This is a genomic window from Halovivax ruber XH-70 (genome assembly GCF_000328525.1).
Classification (GTDB): domain Archaea; phylum Halobacteriota; class Halobacteria; order Halobacteriales; family Natrialbaceae; genus Halovivax; species Halovivax ruber.
Window position 1 is genome coordinate 2,198,609 of sequence record NC_019964.1, and the last position, 16,057, is coordinate 2,214,665.

17 protein-coding genes and 1 tRNA gene are annotated in these 16,057 nt (G+C 60.2%); 6 read left to right on the top strand and 12 right to left on the bottom strand.

The features are described from left to right. Positions 1 to 112: 112 nt before the first annotated feature. Positions 113 to 1,060, bottom strand: a complete 948-nt coding sequence (locus HALRU_RS10490) for a hypothetical protein (protein ID WP_015301363.1) — start codon at positions 1,058 to 1,060, stop codon at positions 113 to 115. A 99-nt stretch (positions 1,061 to 1,159) separates the two neighbouring features. Between HALRU_RS10490 and cdd the strand changes: the two genes are divergently transcribed. Beyond that, positions 1,160 to 1,564: a cytidine deaminase gene (cdd, locus tag HALRU_RS10495; RefSeq protein WP_015301364.1), complete on the top strand. Its 405-nt coding sequence runs from the start codon at positions 1,160 to 1,162 to the stop codon at positions 1,562 to 1,564. A gap of 47 nt (positions 1,565 to 1,611) precedes the next feature. Here the strand turns inward: cdd and HALRU_RS10500 are convergent, their stop codons facing one another. After that, positions 1,612 to 2,070 carry a DUF488 family protein, N3 subclade gene (locus HALRU_RS10500; protein WP_015301365.1) on the bottom strand — a complete coding sequence of 153 codons (459 nt, stop codon included), beginning with the start codon at positions 2,068 to 2,070 and terminating at the stop codon, positions 1,612 to 1,614. Between the two features lie 56 nt (positions 2,071 to 2,126). On the opposite strand from HALRU_RS10500, the gene HALRU_RS10505 reads away from it, so the two are divergent. Then, entirely contained in the window at positions 2,127 to 2,954 is an 828-nt protein-coding gene (locus HALRU_RS10505; protein ID WP_015301366.1) for a nucleoside phosphorylase, read from the top strand. 47 nt (positions 2,955 to 3,001) lie between these two features. Here the strand turns inward: HALRU_RS10505 and HALRU_RS10510 are convergent, their stop codons facing one another. The 7 genes from HALRU_RS10510 to HALRU_RS10540 all read right to left on the bottom strand — a co-directional run bounded on the left by HALRU_RS10510 (position 3,002) and on the right by HALRU_RS10540 (position 9,920). Further along, positions 3,002 to 3,766 carry a mechanosensitive ion channel domain-containing protein gene (locus HALRU_RS10510; RefSeq protein ID WP_015301367.1) on the bottom strand — a complete coding sequence of 255 codons (765 nt, stop codon included), beginning with the start codon at positions 3,764 to 3,766 and terminating at the stop codon, positions 3,002 to 3,004. 1 nt (position 3,767) lies between these two features. Continuing rightward, a complete protein-coding gene (gene dacZ, locus HALRU_RS10515) occupies positions 3,768 to 4,586 on the bottom strand; it encodes a diadenylate cyclase DacZ (RefSeq protein ID WP_015301368.1) in 819 nt (272 codons plus the stop codon). Positions 4,587 to 4,764: 178 nt separating this feature from the next. Next, positions 4,765 to 7,104: a BGTF surface domain-containing protein gene (locus tag HALRU_RS10520; RefSeq protein WP_015301369.1), complete on the bottom strand. Its 2,340-nt coding sequence runs from the start codon at positions 7,102 to 7,104 to the stop codon at positions 4,765 to 4,767. A gap of 447 nt (positions 7,105 to 7,551) precedes the next feature. Next, a complete protein-coding gene (locus tag HALRU_RS10525) occupies positions 7,552 to 7,818 on the bottom strand; it encodes a hypothetical protein (RefSeq protein ID WP_015301370.1) in 267 nt (88 codons plus the stop codon). A 620-nt stretch (positions 7,819 to 8,438) separates the two neighbouring features. Beyond that, on the bottom strand, positions 8,439 to 8,867 hold the full coding sequence (locus HALRU_RS10530; protein WP_015301371.1) for an HVO_A0114 family putative DNA-binding protein: 429 nt from the start codon (positions 8,865 to 8,867) through the stop codon (positions 8,439 to 8,441). Continuing rightward, complete coding sequence (locus HALRU_RS10535) at positions 8,864 to 9,145, bottom strand: toxin-antitoxin system TumE family protein (protein ID WP_015301372.1); 282 nt, start codon at positions 9,143 to 9,145, stop codon at positions 8,864 to 8,866. Before HALRU_RS10535 ends, HALRU_RS10530 begins: the two co-directional genes overlap by 4 nt. A gap of 692 nt (positions 9,146 to 9,837) precedes the next feature. Next, positions 9,838 to 9,920, bottom strand: a tRNA-Leu gene (locus HALRU_RS10540). Between the two features lie 347 nt (positions 9,921 to 10,267). Here HALRU_RS10540 and HALRU_RS10545 point away from each other — a divergent pair. Beyond that, positions 10,268 to 10,636, top strand: coding sequence for a winged helix-turn-helix domain-containing protein (locus HALRU_RS10545; protein WP_015301374.1), 369 nt, complete (start codon positions 10,268 to 10,270; stop codon positions 10,634 to 10,636). Between the two features lie 140 nt (positions 10,637 to 10,776). Here the strand turns inward: HALRU_RS10545 and HALRU_RS15735 are convergent, their stop codons facing one another. Then, entirely contained in the window at positions 10,777 to 10,950 is a 174-nt protein-coding gene (locus tag HALRU_RS15735) for a hypothetical protein (RefSeq protein WP_007703626.1), read from the bottom strand. Positions 10,951 to 11,151: 201 nt separating this feature from the next. On the opposite strand from HALRU_RS15735, the gene HALRU_RS10550 reads away from it, so the two are divergent. Next, a complete protein-coding gene (locus HALRU_RS10550; protein ID WP_148680510.1) occupies positions 11,152 to 11,460 on the top strand; it encodes a transcription initiation factor IIB family protein in 309 nt (102 codons plus the stop codon). A gap of 88 nt (positions 11,461 to 11,548) precedes the next feature. Here the strand turns inward: HALRU_RS10550 and HALRU_RS10555 are convergent, their stop codons facing one another. Next, positions 11,549 to 12,055, bottom strand: a complete 507-nt coding sequence (locus HALRU_RS10555) for a phosphopantetheine adenylyltransferase (RefSeq protein ID WP_015301376.1) — start codon at positions 12,053 to 12,055, stop codon at positions 11,549 to 11,551. Between the two features lie 154 nt (positions 12,056 to 12,209). Here HALRU_RS10555 and HALRU_RS10560 point away from each other — a divergent pair, with 154 nt between their 5' ends. Together HALRU_RS10560 and HALRU_RS10565 are read left to right on the top strand one after the other, a co-directional pair. Further along, positions 12,210 to 14,462 (top strand): NADP-dependent malic enzyme, encoded by a 2,253-nt coding sequence (locus HALRU_RS10560; protein WP_015301377.1) that lies wholly within the window; start codon positions 12,210 to 12,212, stop codon positions 14,460 to 14,462. A 366-nt stretch (positions 14,463 to 14,828) separates the two neighbouring features. Next, the gene (locus HALRU_RS10565) at positions 14,829 to 15,341 is read left to right on the top strand and encodes a hypothetical protein (protein ID WP_015301378.1); all 513 of its coding nucleotides are present in this window, start codon (positions 14,829 to 14,831) and stop codon (positions 15,339 to 15,341) included. A 189-nt stretch (positions 15,342 to 15,530) separates the two neighbouring features. Here HALRU_RS10565 and HALRU_RS10570 read toward each other — a convergent pair whose 3' ends face one another. Then, positions 15,531 to 16,013 carry a hypothetical protein gene (locus tag HALRU_RS10570; protein WP_015301379.1) on the bottom strand — a complete coding sequence of 161 codons (483 nt, stop codon included), beginning with the start codon at positions 16,011 to 16,013 and terminating at the stop codon, positions 15,531 to 15,533. Positions 16,014 to 16,057: the final 44 nt, after the last annotated feature.

Sequence of the window (16,057 nt, forward strand, 5' to 3'; positions counted from 1 at the left end):
ATTAAATATAGCAAAGTTATAAATAACATCACATAAATAAAAATGGTTAGGTATTCTATTAAAGTCATGGATATTAGTCACCAATATTGTTTATTTTCTTTGAACTACTTCTTTACTCCTCACAAGTAGGTAACTCGTCATTGTAAAAACTCTCTGAAACCATTAATGTTTTATCATTACTTGGTTCAAAGTCAAAGCAGCTGTAATCATTATCCGATAGCCAAATAGTATCAACCCCTTCTTGGATAGTGACTGTACTACTAAAACAATGAGCAGTCGAAATACCAGAGGCAGCAGCACCAATAACGCATAGAGCACACGTTCCTTTTGTCGGGTCAACAATACAAGCGCCACATGTCCATCCTGAAAGCCCGGCTGAAATAATAGCTAACGCCGTACAACCCCATTTTGCATCAGACCCGATTTCAACATCAACTGTACAACAATCGTCACCCCCGGGAGGTGATGGTCTAATCGGTTCGGGCGATAATGGTTCACCATCTTTCGACTCACCGGACTGTTCTTGATCGTGGAAGTCACGCTCACGTTCCTGAATCGTTCCATTATCGGATGTTATCACTGTTATCGCGTCCCATCCAAACAATCCATTACTTCGCATATTGTCACCGCTGGTAAAGCTAGATGTCTTACGGACATGATGGGCAACAGAATACTGGTCTAAATCTAAACCCACTGTGTCGTTACCGATCCAGATAGCAACCATTTCATCGGTGTCGGCGGTCTGTTTTTCTGAAGATATTTTCTCAGCGTTCGCAACAATAAAATCGTACCCCCCACCGTCTTCCTCATAAATAACTCGCCTGGCTTCGGTTTGTGGTTTTGATATCTTCCAACCATCAGACCCAACATGGTTGACAATATTCCGAAACGTGTCATCGGCAAATGCATCTGAGATCACATTCTGACGATCACTGGCGTCAAATGTTTCGACAGTCGGCCCAGTCATATCATCCTGGGCTGTATCCGCACTAACCAAATTCACTGACCCCATTCCAACTGATGCCGCACCGATAGCTTGGAGGATTCTTCTTCGATCCATAGTACAAGTTTACTCCCATTACAGTTATAGTTTTCTATAGCTTAAGGAAGAATTGATATCTGCCAAAGCATTCATATTCACCCCCAGTTAACCGAACACATGAACAAATTAGTCAGAGCCGCAAGGGAGATCCAGTCCGCCTCACACGTCCCCTACTCCGAGTATCGCGTGGGTGCCGCCCTCGAGACCACCGACGGCACCGTCTTCACGGGGTGCAATCTCGAGAACGTCAACTTCTCGAACAGCCTCCACGCCGAAGAGGTGGCGATCGCCGAGGCCGTCAAGAACGGTTCCCACGAATTCGCTCGGCTGGCGGTCAGTTCCAGTCGTCGTGACGGCGTCACCCCTTGCGGGATGTGTCGCCAGACGCTCGCCGAATTCTGTGACGACGACCTCGTGATCGCCTGCGACGAAGGCGACGACGAGTCGGGAACGCCGATCGTTACGACATACACACTCGGCGAGTTGCTCCCGGCTTCGATGAGCGAATCCGACCTCGACTAGGCCGCAGCCGGTCCGATTCGCGCGCCGACGCTGTGTGTTCTTGCGGGCTATGCAGTTCGCTCGAGTCGGGCTGCGATATGCTCACGAAGCGTCGTCCGGTGACAGCGTTTCTTCGCCGTGTTTTCGAAACAGACCAGGGTGATCGACTCGCCGTGACAGAGTCGGTCCACGATTGCGTCGATCGCCGCCTGTGCGTCGGCCGAGCCATCGAGGTGGGCTTCGTAACGGGACTCGAAGTCGACCTGGTCCCAGGCGGCGTTGTGCGCTTCTTCGTCGCAGATGCCGCGTCGTTTCAGGTCCGTCTCGGCTCGTTTCGTCTCCTCCAGTAGTTCCGCCGGCGGCGCCAGCTGCGGGACGTTCTCGTCGACGGCTCCGTGGAACCAGCCGGTCGGGCGGCGCACCACGCCGACCAGCGTCGACGCCGGCGGCAGTGAGGCCAGGTCGTGTTGAATCGCCGCGACGTAGGAGTCGGTGAGCGAGCCGAGAGTCGGGCCCGAATCCGTCATCGCCGGGGATAGGTTCGGATCAGGTATATACTCCGGGCCCGCCAATCGTGCGACAGATGACAGACCGACCGGACAGCGAAGATCCGAACGCCGAGACGCAGTACCACGTCGACGTCGGTCCCGACGACGTGGCCGAGACGGTGCTCCTGCCGGGCAATCCCGAGCGAATCGACCGGATCGTCGAGTGCTGGGACGAGTACGACGACGTCGCTCACCACCGCGAGTACCGGACCGCGACGGGTCGATACGACGGGGCGCCTCTCTCGGTCACCTCGACCGGTATCGGCAGCCCGTCGGCCGCCATCGCCGTCGAAGAACTCGCGCGCGTCGGCTGCGAGACGTTCATTCGCGTCGGGTCCTGTGGAGCGATCCAGCCGGACGTCTCCGTCGGCGACCTCGTCATCACGACAGGGGCCGTCCGCCAGGAGGGGACGAGCGACGAGTACGTCCGCGAGGACTACCCGGCGGTCGCCGATCACGAGGTCGTGAGCGCGCTCGTCGCCGCCGCGGAACGGCTCGGCTACGACTATCACACCGGACTCACCGCGAGTACCGACTCGTTCTACGCCGGTCAGGGTCGACCCGGGTTCGAGGGGTTCGAAGCCGCCGGCGCCGAGGGACTCATCGACGAACTCAGCGAGGCCAACGTCACGAACGTCGAGATGGAAGCGAGTGCGATCCTGACGCTCGCGTCCATCTACGGACTGCGCGGCAGCGCCGTCTGCACCGTCTACGCGGACCGCAACGGTGGCGAGTTCAGCGTGACGGGCGAATCACGTGCGGCCGAGACGGCGTCGTTGGGGGCCGCCCTCCTCGCGAAGATGGACGCTCGGAAGGCGGAGGCGGGCGTCGATCGCTGGCACGCCGGGCTTTCGATCGAGTGAACTGCCAGTCGATCGGCCGGTAACGCGTCGACCGAACTACCGGCCGCTCACTCGCGCAGTTTCACGATCCCCGCGTCGAACACCTGGCGGTTGGGGATAACGTACTGTTCGTCCTCGCTCTCGACGATCGTCACGAAGATATCGACCTCCTGGACGATTCCCGACCGATCGCCGATGCGGATGCGATCGCCGATGCCGTAGGGCTGGTTGAGCAGGAGGTAGATGCCGACCGCACTGGAGACGAGGAAGTCCTTGAACGCGAAGGCCCCGACGATGACGATGCCGGCCGAGTAGACGATGAGCAATACGAGCAGCGCGAGGACGTTGACACCGACCTGGGCGAGCGCGATGAGGATGACGACGTAGAGGAGGGAGTACTTCACCACCCGCGGGATGAGCGACGCCTCCGGCAGTTTCACGCTCCGGAGGTACTCGCCGACCATCAGCTCCGCCTTGTCGGCGACGATGAACCCGACGACGAGCACTAAGATGGCGACGAACAGTTGCGGGAGAAAGAGCGTCACGTCGGCCCAGAACCGATCGGTGTCGATCAGCTGGGCGATGTGGATCGCCGTCAGCGCCGCGATCCCGTAGACGAACCACGAACTCAATCGGGCGACGATCTGGACGGTCGAGGTGCCCAGACTCTGGGCGCTCCGCTCGAACGGGGTCCCCTCGACGGCGTCGGGGACGCCCGCGGCCGTGAGCAGTTCCTCGTTCAATCGGCCGACGAGGTAGCCGACCACGACCCCAAGCGCGAGGACGGCCGCCGCGATGACTGCCGGCTCCTCTAAAAACGCCTGTGCATCCATGTCAGTACGCCTCCGGGTCGACCTCCAGGATCAATTCACCGGCCTTGAACGCCCGCACCATGCCGTCGCTCTCGGAGAGGACGACGGCGATCGAGTTCGTGTCGCGCGTGATCGCCCCGGCGGCCATGTGACGCGCGCCGAGTCCCTTCGGGATGTCGACACCCTCCGCCGCGGGTTCGAGGTAGCGGTAGGCGGAGACGATCTTGCCCGAATCGGAGATGACGAAGGCCCCGTCCAGCCGGGAGAACTCCTTCAGCATGACGGTGACGATGGGGTCCCCGACGTGGACGTGGGACTTCTCGAATGGGTTGTACGACAGCGGGCGGGACTTGTTCATCACGTTGCCCGCGTCGCCGACGACGAACAGGGCGCCGACCGGCTTGCCCTTCTGGCCTTTCTTCCCGAGGTTGATCGCCACCTCGAAGACGGCCTTGATGACGTCGGCGTCGGCCCGCGACTTCGAGAAGAGGTCGTACAGTCCGAGCTGATCCTCCGCGTTGGCGCGTACCCGAGAGACGGTGTCGATCCCGCCGTCGAACACGCTCGTCGCGCAGGCGAGGACGTCCCCGCCCTCGATGATACCCTGTTCTAACGCGCCCTCGAGACCGAAGCGAACACGCTCGGCCACCGCCGAAAACTCGAGCGGTAACTCGACGAAGGGGTCGGCACCGACGGTGTTCTCGGTCCCGACGACGATGACGTCGAGGCCGTCCTCTTCGAGCGGCGCCACTCGTTCGTAGTACGACCCACTCGGGGAGAAGAGTACGAGTGCGTCGACGTCGTCGTAGATCTCGCCAAACACGTCGTCGAGCCCGTCCATTATGCGTACAACCCGTGTGCGCTCGAATAAGCGTTTGGGAGCGTGTCTGACGTGCGACGGACTTGCGTCGAACGGACGCTGTCAGTCGTCACGCCGCTTGACGGTGCAGCCGCTCTCGGACGTAGCGTCGATAAAAATGAAAGCGCGAACTCGGAGCGTTCCGAGTGGTTAGTGGTCGTTAGTCCTGACGGCGGAGCGCCAGCATCGCCGCGCTCAGCAGGGCGACCAGTGCGACAGCAACGCCGAATCCGGGCGACTCGTCGGAGTCGTCATCGTCGGATCCGCCGGACTCGTCGGACTCGTCGGACTCGTCGGACTCGTCACCGGAGCCGGACTCGTCCCCTTCGTCAGGGTCGTTAACGGTGAGCGTACCGGACGCGGAGTCGTCCTCGTCACCGTCGTCACCGGTCGTGGTGACGGAGTACTCGATGTCACCAGCGGAGCTGGTGTCGAAGTCAGCGGTGAACTCCTGCGAGCCACCGGCTTCGAGTTCGAGTTCCTCGGACGTGACCTCCTCACCGTCGACGGTGATGGAGATCGTACCCGCGGCCGTGCCTTCTGGGACGTCGTTGCTAGCGGTGACCGTCAGGGTTGCGTCTTCGTCGACAGCAACCTCGGACGGCGCGTTAGCGGTAACGCTGAGGGACGGCTCTGCGCCAGTACCTTCGCCGATGATTCCGTCAGCGGTGTCCGTCAGACTCGTACCGAGGAGCTGCGCTTCGATACCGAACTCGGTATCCTGGACCTCACCGGTGAGGTCGACAGTTGCCGTCCACGTGCCATCAGCAGCGACCGTTCCCGTTGCTGATTCGTAGAATGGGTTGTCCGCTCCATCCGGGGTCTCGGCGACGACGTCGACTTCTGCGCCTGGCGCGACGTTCGTCGTACCCGTGATCTCCTGACCGGATTCAGGAGCGAGGTTGAACGAATCAGAGGCGAGGGCGAACGACGGCTCCTCGACACTGAACGTCGAACTGAAGGATTCCGTTTCTTCAGTGTAGTGGTTGTAGTTTGCGATGGTGCCGTCTTCGGCCGCGTCAGCCTTGTTGTAGACGTCGAACGAGACTTCGAATTCGTTCGAGGCGTTGCCTTCCGACACGTTGTAGAAGGCAGCGATCGTGCCGTTCTCCTCATTGGCGAGGAAGTTTTCGGCCGTCATATCTACAGGCGATTCACCGAAGCCAGGGTTCTGGTGCGTGACGTTGAGGTACGCACCCTCCTGGGCGAGGGCGTCAACGCTGTCAGCGTAGCCGAAGAGGCCGTTCGCTTCAACTACGACTGCCAGGTAGTCGCCTTCAGCCATCGAGCCATCGATCTGAGCACCGTTCTCAGCGATTGCGCCGATGTTGCTTGCCTCAACGTTTTCGGCCACACTCTTGGAGACCGTGTACGTGTTCAGATTCTCGGTCGAGCGGTCGGTAACACGGAACGCGCCACGGTCAACCTGATTGCCGTCAGCGTCCTCAAGTTCCATGTTAAGCGTGCTCGTCATGCCCCAGATCTCCTCAGCGGAGGAGTCCCATTCGTCAGAAGAGGCATTCATCGCGTAGTTGGCTGTGAAACTGCCATCCTGGTCCGACATGTCACCAACAACGTTGGTGGTGTCGTCCTTGAACAGCGCGTGCGTGTTGATAGGGATGTCAACCTGCGAAACGCCAGCAGGTGCGGTAATGTCCCCAGCAAGGACGGTAATCGGCTCGCCGTTCGGACTCCAGGTGAGCGAGAGGTTGGCGTCAGTCGCCTCCTCCATGTTGACGGTGACCGTAACGTGGTCGCCTTCAACCCCTTCAGCGACAGATTCTGGGAATTCAATCGCCGATTCAATCTTCTCAGTCACTTCGATCGAAGTCGAAACTTCAGCCGTCGTCCCTGCAGCTGCGATGGTGAAGTTGTACTCACCAGGGTCAACGGATTCGGCGAAGGTTACGTTAAGGGTAGCGTCGCCTTTGACAGTCACGAAGTCTCCATCGTGCGACGTCGTAGACGCACCCTCAATCATCGTTTCCAGCTGGCTCGCACTGAAGGAGTCAGAGCTGATCTCAGCGTCGAACTCGCCCATGTTGGAGTTCAGCTGGAGCGTGGCGTTGTCGCCCTGCTGAACAGAGTTCTCGATGAACATCGTTCCGCCCTTCGAACCATCGTTGAGCGAGAGCACTCGAACGTCGATGGTAACGTCAGTGGAACCATCAGTCAGGTTGTAGGTACCCTTCTCGAGGCTTCCTGTTTCGAAGACGTAGTGAGATCCGTTAGTGTCAACGTTGAACTGGAACGATTCTCCGTTTTCGTTTACCTTTACCAGTTCGACACTATCCCCGGTGAGGGCAGTGTCGTCAACAGCTACTGTTTGGCCCTGTACTACACTCCCGCCAGTACCGTCCATTACCACTCGCTGCTCTCCGTGATCCGCAGCCGCAGGAGCAGCAAACGCTGCGCCCATTGCGACGACGGAGAGCACCATAAGCGCGGCCAGGACGACTGCACGTCCCTTCTCGCGCACTGATGTCGTGTCTTTTGTCATGTTGTATCGTGTTGTGTTGTTTCGCTTCGGTAGCGATCCATGCGCCGGGATCGTTCACCTCCCGTCTGCCCGGCGCAGACGGTATGGCTATCTGCCTCCCGGGTAGGGGTGTCTGATTCATTACAAGGTATCCGTAATAAGTCTTCTAGTTTCAGATTGAGTGAGCGACGGCGAAGTAATGGCGGAATACAGGCGTAGCGAGCCTCGTGGCCCCAGATATCGTTCGGTAAGAGTGTCACAGGTAAAGTGGGGTTTATCTGGAGGGGCGGACCTCCGGCCAGCGACAGCATCGGGATACAGCTGAGGTTGCGTCGCTCACGGGGCCAACAATCGAACGGAACACCCGAGCGCTGTCACCAAAGACTACAATTGATCCCGCGTGCGTGGAAACAAATATACTTAATCTGGAGTGGCTAAACATCCGGGAGTCTCTCACTCCACCGTGGACTACCCGTTCCTCTCTGCGTGGTCCGCTGGGACTCGATCGGCGTCCGGTGGCTCCACCGGTTCCGGCTCACCGTAACCGGCAAATTCGAGCAGCCCGAGGGCTGCCACGCAATCCACGCAGACCAACCGTACGCCGTCCTCGTATCGATCTGATTTCGTGCCTTGATGGAGCGCTTCGAGCCGGACCCAGTGATCTGCGGTGAGTTCGACGTTACACCGCTCGCACGCGGGACCCGATCGTTGCGCGTCGTACTCGTAACGCCCCATCAGCGCACCTCCGACGAACTGGCGTGGGGTGCCAGTCGGGTTTTGGATCCTAAAATGAATGGCGCGAGGAGCTGGCGCTGGCTGTTCCACAGACGTGCGAGACCTTTTTGGCTCAGTGGTTTGTACGCAATCATGGTTGACAAATCCGTTCCTGGATTTGGAAGCCACGTCTCGGGTGGACCTAGCACCCGGGACATTTCCTATGCGCATGTCCCCGCGACAGTGATCGAGCGCGGCTTCCGTTCTGACAGTACACGTGAGAGAATATATAATTACTGGATTGACAGACGATGGATGAATGGTGTGCCCGCTTCATAGGTTCGCCGCCACAGCAGCCGCCGATGCCAGTCGATCAGGTTGTCGCTCGTCTCGTCCGGTTCATACGCGGGACCGTGACGATATCGAACACCTGATAGTGGCGATCGTCGGTCGTGAGATGGTCAATTTCGAGTTCATCAATGTGGCACGCGATCGTAAAATCCGTAACCGAAGCGTCGACGCCCTTCGGTTGTGTCGCGCGGACGTAGAATGGAATCGGCTCAACCCGGTGAACTACCCAGCATCGGATGTCGTCGGGAGTAATTTACCGTGCCCCCGCTTGTCGTCCGTGGTTCGATAGTTCAAGCCGGTGTCGCGGAGGCGTCTCCCCGATTGGGGGAGCGGGGGAAGCGAATCGAGAAATCGATGTTCTCGGCTCCACCACGAAGCATGGGCCGCTTACAAGCGCCATCGTCTTCGAACTCGACGACCCCCAGTGAGTCGAGTTCAGTCAGGTTGCGGTGGACTTCGCGGTAGTCTCGGTCGACACGCTCCGCGAGCTGGCGGATGCTCGCTGGCTCTTCGGAGACGATCGTCTCGATGAGTTGGAGGTTCGCAGTACGCATGAGGCGAGCGATGTCGTCGAACTCCTCGAAGTTGAGGATAAAGCGCACGTCCTGTTCGATTCCGTCTCCCGTCTCGTCAGCTTCGGCCCGGCGCAACCGCTCGCGGGCGGTGTTTCGATGCTCCGCGGCTTGCTGGAACGTGATTTTGAGTGTGTTTTCGATCATGAGTGGGTATCGATTTCCTCGAGGAATCGGTCGCGGAGTGCCAGCATCCCCGGAAACTCGATTTCAGTGACTCCCTCAGGCGTGTGGCACTCGTGGCGACCGACGGTTTCGTTTTCGTTATCGTACCTGAGGATGGTGCCTCGGCCGTTCGTGTAGCCGTAGTGGAGCGCGTAGCGGTACCCGCTCGGATACTGTGGGTCATCGGTCCTGATGATCTTGCGCCGGATAACACGGGTATCGACACGATCCTCCACGTCTTCGATGACCGTATGACCCATCGACAGTGTATGGTACGAACCCCATCACCAAGAGTCTATGGGACCGAACCCGTATCGCAGGCATCTCAATCGTCGGATGCAAGGAGCTATTCTGATGGCTATCTTGATGGTGATGACAGCTATCACAAATCGGGAATACGCGGTGGACGGTCTCCAGTAGCTCAAATTCCAATGTTGATCAGTCGAGTGAAACCAGGAGAGAGTTGTGTGATACGCCCACTTTGGGTTCGTGGCTGCGGTACAAGTACGTCGTTCACCGATCGCGGAGCGGTTGAGCCGACGGCCGAACCAGAAAGCGCGGCGTGGCGGCGCGAAAAGTCGAGTCGCGCGGGACCACAGGTCCCGCGGACCATGCGAACGGGCGCAAAGCGCCCGTAAGCAGACGGTGAAACCGCGAGACAACAGCGCTTTCCACGGCTGGCGGGGAGGAAGGAGTGCTTTTGGTCAACATTTTATCGAGTGTCAGCGGAACGTGTGCCAGCAGCGCTGGCCTCGTTCCGCCAGAACGGAGGGCAAAAGGTTGCGGGACAAGATTCGAACCACGCCGAGACGATCGCTCGCTTCGCTCACGGTTACACCGTTCGCATCGCGATTCTCACTTCGTTCCGAACCGCGCTTCGCTCGCGCTGCGACTCGTCTACTTCGAATCCCTTGTCGCGCATACACGCCGCTCACGGTTGTTCGCGGCGGTATGCGCGGGACAGGATTCGAACCTGCGGAGGTCTACACCACAGCGTCCTAAGCGCTGCGCCATTGGCCACTTGGCTACCCGCGCGCAACATCCCAAGTACTCCCCAGCGGGAGTGAACGGGACGTCTGATCGAAGATGCTCGTGGGATCTATAAAAACCTGACTTCCCGCAAGCGATTGGGGCGATCGAATGCTGTACATCTCACGGATCAACATAGTTGTGACACTGATCCCACCAGAACTGGTGGGAGGACTTCAATAGGAAGGTAACAAGTACACGGCAGATTGTGTAGACAAGCCCTTCGTCAGACATACATCAACCATCAGCTCGTTCTTAAAAGGAGTGGTGCTACTTTGATGTGGTAAAAATACTGGTTTAGGTTTTGAATTTCGTCACAACGGTTATGCAGTGAGCCAACATTAGGATCGTATATGAGTGTGATCGACGCGGGTGAGGAAGCGAGCATGCGCAAGCAGCGACTCGAGTATCCGAGCGGCTGGCTCTATCTTTGCAGACACGAAAGTGTTCACTTCATTATCGACGCTCTCCTCCAGGTCGACCCCAAAAAGGAGTTCAATCAGACCGAGCTCGCGGAGTTCGCTGGCATCAGCCGACAGAGCGTCCGTCGACACATCGATCGGCTGGTCGAGCTTGGCGTCGTCGCCGAAACCGCTGGCGGGAAACGCTACCACTACAACATAGAAAGTCCGGTCGGCCAGTTGATCGCCGAATTGAACGGGGAACTGGCTGCAATCGGCATTGAACAGGCGGCCGACGAGACTGCTGGAGACGAGTCGTAACCGGCCTTCTATCCTGTTACAGGTGTAGAGTCTGTGGCAGCCAATCTCTCGCCTCTCTTTCTAGCACTGCGCTCTCACGGACTAGCGCCCTACGGTTGCAACTGATGGACGTCGAGACGTTCCAACCGCACAACTGTCGATCACCGGTGCGTGACCGGCTCTTCGGGCGTCCAGTCCGGGGGGACGATGAAGGTGACGTGTTCGTCGTCGCGGCGCTGGTGGTGCTCGGCGGCCTGTTCGGCCAGCGATCGTTCTCGATAGCCCATCTCGAGGCCGCAGCCGGTACAGACGAGTTTACACGTGGGTTCGGTCATGAGACACCGGAGCCGCGACGCGTCAGCAAGAGTCCGTGCCCCTCCCTCCTAAGTAAGAGCCTCGTAGCCAACGAACTCGTGACTCATCGGGTCGAGCGGGTGTTAGTAGCGAGTTATTGGACGGCATGGTTTCCGAGACACTCATCGAAGGATACGGACACCGGGGGCGGATTTATGCACCGCGGGACGAAACCCCGCTATGTGTACAGCGCGCGCGAACGACTCGCCCAGAAGCAGTGGATCGAAGAGCTAGAGCGAGCAGCTGACGAACTCGAGCTGTCGGACGACATCCGGTCGACGGCCGTCGATCTCTTTCTCTCGGACGTCCCGGAGACCGACCGATCGAAACGGGCCGTCGTGGCGTCGAGTCTGTACGCCGCGGCGCTGATCGGCAGCGACGGGCGAACGCAGGGAGCGGTCGCCGACGCCGTAGACGTCTCACGGCTCTCGATTCAGTCACGGTGGAAGGAACAGCTCGAAGCGGCCGGACTGGACGCACCGGGCTGGTAACGGACACAGACGCAGACACGCTCAAACGGAGGCAAAAACGCAGACGCACGATCGCGACGACAACACGCACGAATGCGATCGCCTGGCCCTATTCGGTCGATCGCGAATCAGAATCCCGATCGCGTCCGTCCTGCTCCGGCGTCAGCGCGCCGTGTTCGTCGATTTCGCCATTGACGATTCGCGTACTCGAGATAATATCGCCGTCTTCGGCTCGGGCGTGGGGAACGACGATCAGTTCGAGCGCGTCGTGACCGCGCTCGCGACGGAGTTCGTTGATCTGCTTGCCGCCGGCGACCGTCTCCGGCGAGACGACGAGGGCGTCGAACTGCGGTTCGGTCGCAATACCGGTCGACTCTTCGAGTTGGCGGATCTCGAAGTCTCGCCCACGCGGATCGGCGAGGCGTTCGAGTTCCGCCCGGAGATCGCGTTCACGTTCGCTGTAGGGACGGACGTAGCGGTCGACGTGGCGTGTCGCGGGCGCGAGTTCGTCACTCGTCAGCCCCACGGTGACGTCGCCGAGTTCAAACGCGCGTTCGAAGAGTCGACGGTGGCCGTCGTGGACCGGGTCGAACGTGCCACCGAGCGCGACCTGCATACCCGCTTCTTCGACCCCGCGAGTATAAAAGAGTCGAAACTGCCGTTCCACGGGCGGCGGTACCGGCAATCGCCGCCCCCTCTCTGCGTGGTGGCGACCGCTCGTCACGCCTGATCCTCACAACATTTGTATCTGGCCACGTCAGTGTCGGGGTATGGGACTCGACGAGGACGCACTCGACTATCACCGACTGGACCCCCCGGGAAAGCTCGAGATTTCGACGACGAAGCCGACGAACACCCAGCGCGATCTCTCACTCGCGTACTCGCCGGGTGTCGCGGCGCCGTGTATGGAGATCCACGAGGACGAAACCGACGCCTACACCTACACCGCGAAGGGTAATCTCGTCGGCGTCGTCTCGAACGGCTCCGCGGTGCTCGGACTCGGCGATATCGGCGCACGGGCATCCAAACCCGTCATGGAAGGGAAAGGCGTGCTCTTCAAGCGCTTCGCCGACATCGACGTCTTCGACATCGAACTCGACACCGACGATCCCGAGCGGTTCGTCGAGGCCGTCTCGATGATGGGGCCGACCTTCGGCGGAATCAACTTAGAAGACATCGCCGCTCCCGAGTGTTTCACGATCGAGGAACGCCTCCGCGAGGAGATGGACGTCCCCGTCTTCCACGACGACCAGCACGGGACGGCGATCATCTCCGGCGCGGCATTGCTCAACGCGGCCGAGGTCGCCGGAAAGGACCTCGAAGACCTCGAGATCGTCTTCTCCGGCGCCGGCGCGAGCGCGATCGCGACGGCCCGCTTCTACGTCTCGCTCGGCTGTCGGAAGGAGAACATCACGATGTGTGATTCCTCGGGGATCATCACCGAGGCGCGCGCCGAGAACGGCGATGCCAACGGGTACAAGCGCCAGTTCGCTCGCGACATCCCGGAAGGCGACCTCGCGGATGCCATGGAGGGCGCTGACGTCTTCGTCGGCCTCTCGGTCGGCGGCATCGTCAGCCAGGAGATGGTCCGTTCGATGGGATCGAACCCGATCATCTTCGCGATGGCCAATCCCGACCCGGAGATCACCTACCCCGACGCGAAAGCGGCTCGCGACGACTCGGTCATCATGGCGACCGGGCGCTCCGATTACCCCAATCAGGTCAACAACGTGCTCGGCTTCCCCTTTATCTTCCGGGGCGCGCTCGACGTGCGCGCGACGGACATCAACGAGAAGATGAAGGTCGCCGCCGCCCGTGCACTGGCCGACCTGGCACGCGAGGACGTCCCCGACGCGGTGGTCAAGGCCTACGGCGACGAACCTCTCCAGTTCGGCCCCGAGTATATCATCCCGAAGCCGGTCGATCCCCGGGTCCTCTTCCGCGTCGCGCCGGCGGTCGCGAAGGCCGCGATCGACTCGGGCGCTGCCCGCGTCGAACTCGATCTCGACGAGTACGAGGCCGAACTCGAGGCCCGTCTCGGTAAATCCCGCGAGATGATGCGGGTCGTGCTCAACAAGGCCAAGAGCGATCCAAAACGCGTTGCGCTCGCGGAGGGCGACGACGAGAAGATGATCCGGGCGGCCTACCAGCTCGCCGAACAGGGGATCGCCGAGCCGATCCTGATCGGCGAAGAGGCGGGAATCACCGAGACGGCGGCCGATCTCGGCCTCGACTTCGAACCGACCGTCGCCGATCCGATGGCGGGCGATTACGACGCGTACGTCGACCGACTCTACGAACTCAGAAAGCGCAAGGGACTCTCGCACTCCGAAGCCAAGGACCGCATCCGCCGCGACACCAACTACTTCGGTAGCGTGATGGTCGAAGAGGGTGACGCCGACGCACTCCTCACCGGGCTGATGCACAACTACCCCTCCGCGCTCCGTCCACCACTGCAGGTGATCGGGACCGCCGACGACGTCGACCACGTCGCGGGCGTCTACCTCCTCGCGTTCAAGAACCGCGTCATCTTCATCGCGGACGCGACGGTGAACATGGACCCCGACGAGGAGGTCCTCGCCGAGGTTACCCAGCAGACCGCGAACCTCGCCCGCCGGTTCAACGTCGAACCGCGAGCCGCCCTGCTGTCGTACTCGAACTTCGGGAGCGTCGACAACGAGGGGACGCGAAAGCCCCGCCGCGCAGCCAACATGCTCCGGAACGACCCCGACGTCGACTTCCCCGTCGACGGTGAGATGCAGGCCGACACGGCCGTCGTCGAGGACATCCTCGAGGGAACCTACGGCTTCTCGGATCTGGACGAGCCCGCAAACGTCCTCGTCTTCCCGAACCTGGAGGCGAGCAACATCGGCTACAAGCTCCTCCAGCGTCTCGGCGGCGCCGACGCGATTGGCCCGATGCTCGTCGGGATGGACGAGCCAGTTCACGTGTTGCAGCGGGGCGACGAGGTCAAGGATATCGTCAACCTGGCCGGGGTTGCGGTTGTGGATGCGCAAGAGTAGCGCGGTTCGGAGTGAGCGCAGCGAGCGAGAACCGCGTTCTACGAGCGGGGAGGAACGACCCGCGAGTAGCGAAGGCCTCGTATCGGAACGGCGAACGAAGTGAGCCGTGGAAGAGTGGCGCGGTTTGAGCGAACGGAGTGAGCGAGAACCGCGTTTTACGAGCGGGGAACGGAGTGACCCGCGAGTAGCGCGGTTCAAACGAAGTAAGCGAGATCCTCGGACAGCCGAACGAGGAAGCAGGACCCGTCAACAACCAAGGAGAAGGCCTGAACCTCGAACGCAGGCCCGCCGAGGATCGACGTCGAAGGTTCAAGATCTCTTTTACCAAACCTTAGCATTATAGATGATGCCCGTGAAATATCCACCATGGAACGACGTGCATACCTCGGCGTCGCCGCGGCAGGGCTCGTTCTCGCTGGCGGACGGTATGCGACCATGCTCGACGGGCAGGCTGTTCCCGACGGAATCGATGTCGCGACCGAACACGTAGTCGACGACGTGCTCGAAGGTGGGCTGAGTACGCAGCAGGGACCGGACGAATATCCAGTTCACTATTACCACCTCGTTCCCGACGAAGCTTCGGCTTCAGCGGCACTCACCGAGGAAGCCAGCCGGAAATCGTTCGTACAGGAGACCGAGTTCGACCGGTCGGTCTTGCTCGTCGTCCAGTACATGATGTCGAGTGAACAGTGGCTAACGCTCGAACAGATCGAGCGCATCGAGGATGGACTCGCTGTGGCCGTCGACACGGAATCACCCGCTGGTGAGTACGTGCAGGATGAAGGCGTTCACTCACTGATGATTCGGATCACTGACGACAAAGGGACCATACCGACCGAGTTGCGTGTGTCGGTCAATTCTGAGCGAATCGATGTATGAGTACGCTGTACGGACGGCTTAGAGTGTTTGTTCCGGTAGCAATTCGTTGGTGACCGACCGACGAACCGAATAACGCTTGGGCGGGCGACATGAGAAACCGGTCGGAGCGGGGGACAGGTAACGCGAACTGCGGGCGACGAGAATCGAGCGAGTGAATCGATCCCAGGCTGACACGGTCGGCCTCCGGTATTACTTGTACGCGTCGTTCATGCCGCCGTCGCTGGCGGTCGTCGACGGGGAGGCGGTCGTCGCGGTGACGAACTCGCGCCAGTGACGGATGCCCCAGATGCCGAGGCCGGTGCAGATGATGCCGGCGGCGAGGAAGACGACGATCAGGCCGCGTCGGAGGAGCGCGGTCGGGTTGTAGGCGAGGTAGAATGCGCCCTCGGTGGCCAGGCCGAAGAGGAGGGAAGCGGCGAACCCGATGCCGGCGGTGGCGATCAGGATCTGCATGCCGTCACGATTGCGATTGTCGAGTTTGAGCAGGGAGACGATGAAGGCGAGTGCGAAGACGAGGACGTAGATGGGAAGTCGGGTCACGAGGTTGGTGACGACCAGGCCCTCGACGACGACGGCGATGCCGACGAACGCCAGTGTGAGGAGGATCGTCGACGGGACGACGGTGAGGACGGCCCGACTAGTCAGGAGGTCGACGATGCGATCCGTGTTCATGCCCTACTCACGTGGGTACTCCCTCAAAAACGTTGAGGAACTGG

What these genes read in the sequence shown, in the direction of transcription:
- HALRU_RS10490 (WP_015301363.1), bottom strand. Translation starts at nt 1,060, where the DNA reads ATGGATCGAAGAAGAATCCTCCAAGCTATCGGTGCGGCATCAGTTGGA.
- cdd (WP_015301364.1), top strand. Translation starts at nt 1,160, where the DNA reads ATGAACAAATTAGTCAGAGCCGCAAGGGAGATCCAGTCCGCCTCACAC.
- HALRU_RS10500 (WP_015301365.1), bottom strand. Translation starts at nt 2,070, where the DNA reads ATGACGGATTCGGGCCCGACTCTCGGCTCGCTCACCGACTCCTACGTC.
- HALRU_RS10505 (WP_015301366.1), top strand. Translation starts at nt 2,127, where the DNA reads ATGACAGACCGACCGGACAGCGAAGATCCGAACGCCGAGACGCAGTAC.
- HALRU_RS10510 (WP_015301367.1), bottom strand. Translation starts at nt 3,766, where the DNA reads ATGGATGCACAGGCGTTTTTAGAGGAGCCGGCAGTCATCGCGGCGGCC.
- dacZ (WP_015301368.1), bottom strand. Translation starts at nt 4,586, where the DNA reads ATGGACGGGCTCGACGACGTGTTTGGCGAGATCTACGACGACGTCGAC.
- HALRU_RS10520 (WP_015301369.1), bottom strand. Translation starts at nt 7,104, where the DNA reads ATGACAAAAGACACGACATCAGTGCGCGAGAAGGGACGTGCAGTCGTC.
- HALRU_RS10525 (WP_015301370.1), bottom strand. Translation starts at nt 7,818, where the DNA reads ATGGGGCGTTACGAGTACGACGCGCAACGATCGGGTCCCGCGTGCGAG.
- HALRU_RS10530 (WP_015301371.1), bottom strand. Translation starts at nt 8,867, where the DNA reads ATGATCGAAAACACACTCAAAATCACGTTCCAGCAAGCCGCGGAGCAT.
- HALRU_RS10535 (WP_015301372.1), bottom strand. Translation starts at nt 9,145, where the DNA reads ATGGGTCATACGGTCATCGAAGACGTGGAGGATCGTGTCGATACCCGT.
- HALRU_RS10545 (WP_015301374.1), top strand. Translation starts at nt 10,268, where the DNA reads ATGAGTGTGATCGACGCGGGTGAGGAAGCGAGCATGCGCAAGCAGCGA.
- HALRU_RS15735 (WP_007703626.1), bottom strand. Translation starts at nt 10,950, where the DNA reads ATGACCGAACCCACGTGTAAACTCGTCTGTACCGGCTGCGGCCTCGAG.
- HALRU_RS10555 (WP_015301376.1), bottom strand. Translation starts at nt 12,055, where the DNA reads ATGCAGGTCGCGCTCGGTGGCACGTTCGACCCGGTCCACGACGGCCAC.
- HALRU_RS10560 (WP_015301377.1), top strand. Translation starts at nt 12,210, where the DNA reads ATGGGACTCGACGAGGACGCACTCGACTATCACCGACTGGACCCCCCG.
- HALRU_RS10565 (WP_015301378.1), top strand. Translation starts at nt 14,829, where the DNA reads ATGGAACGACGTGCATACCTCGGCGTCGCCGCGGCAGGGCTCGTTCTC.
- HALRU_RS10570 (WP_015301379.1), bottom strand. Translation starts at nt 16,013, where the DNA reads ATGAACACGGATCGCATCGTCGACCTCCTGACTAGTCGGGCCGTCCTC.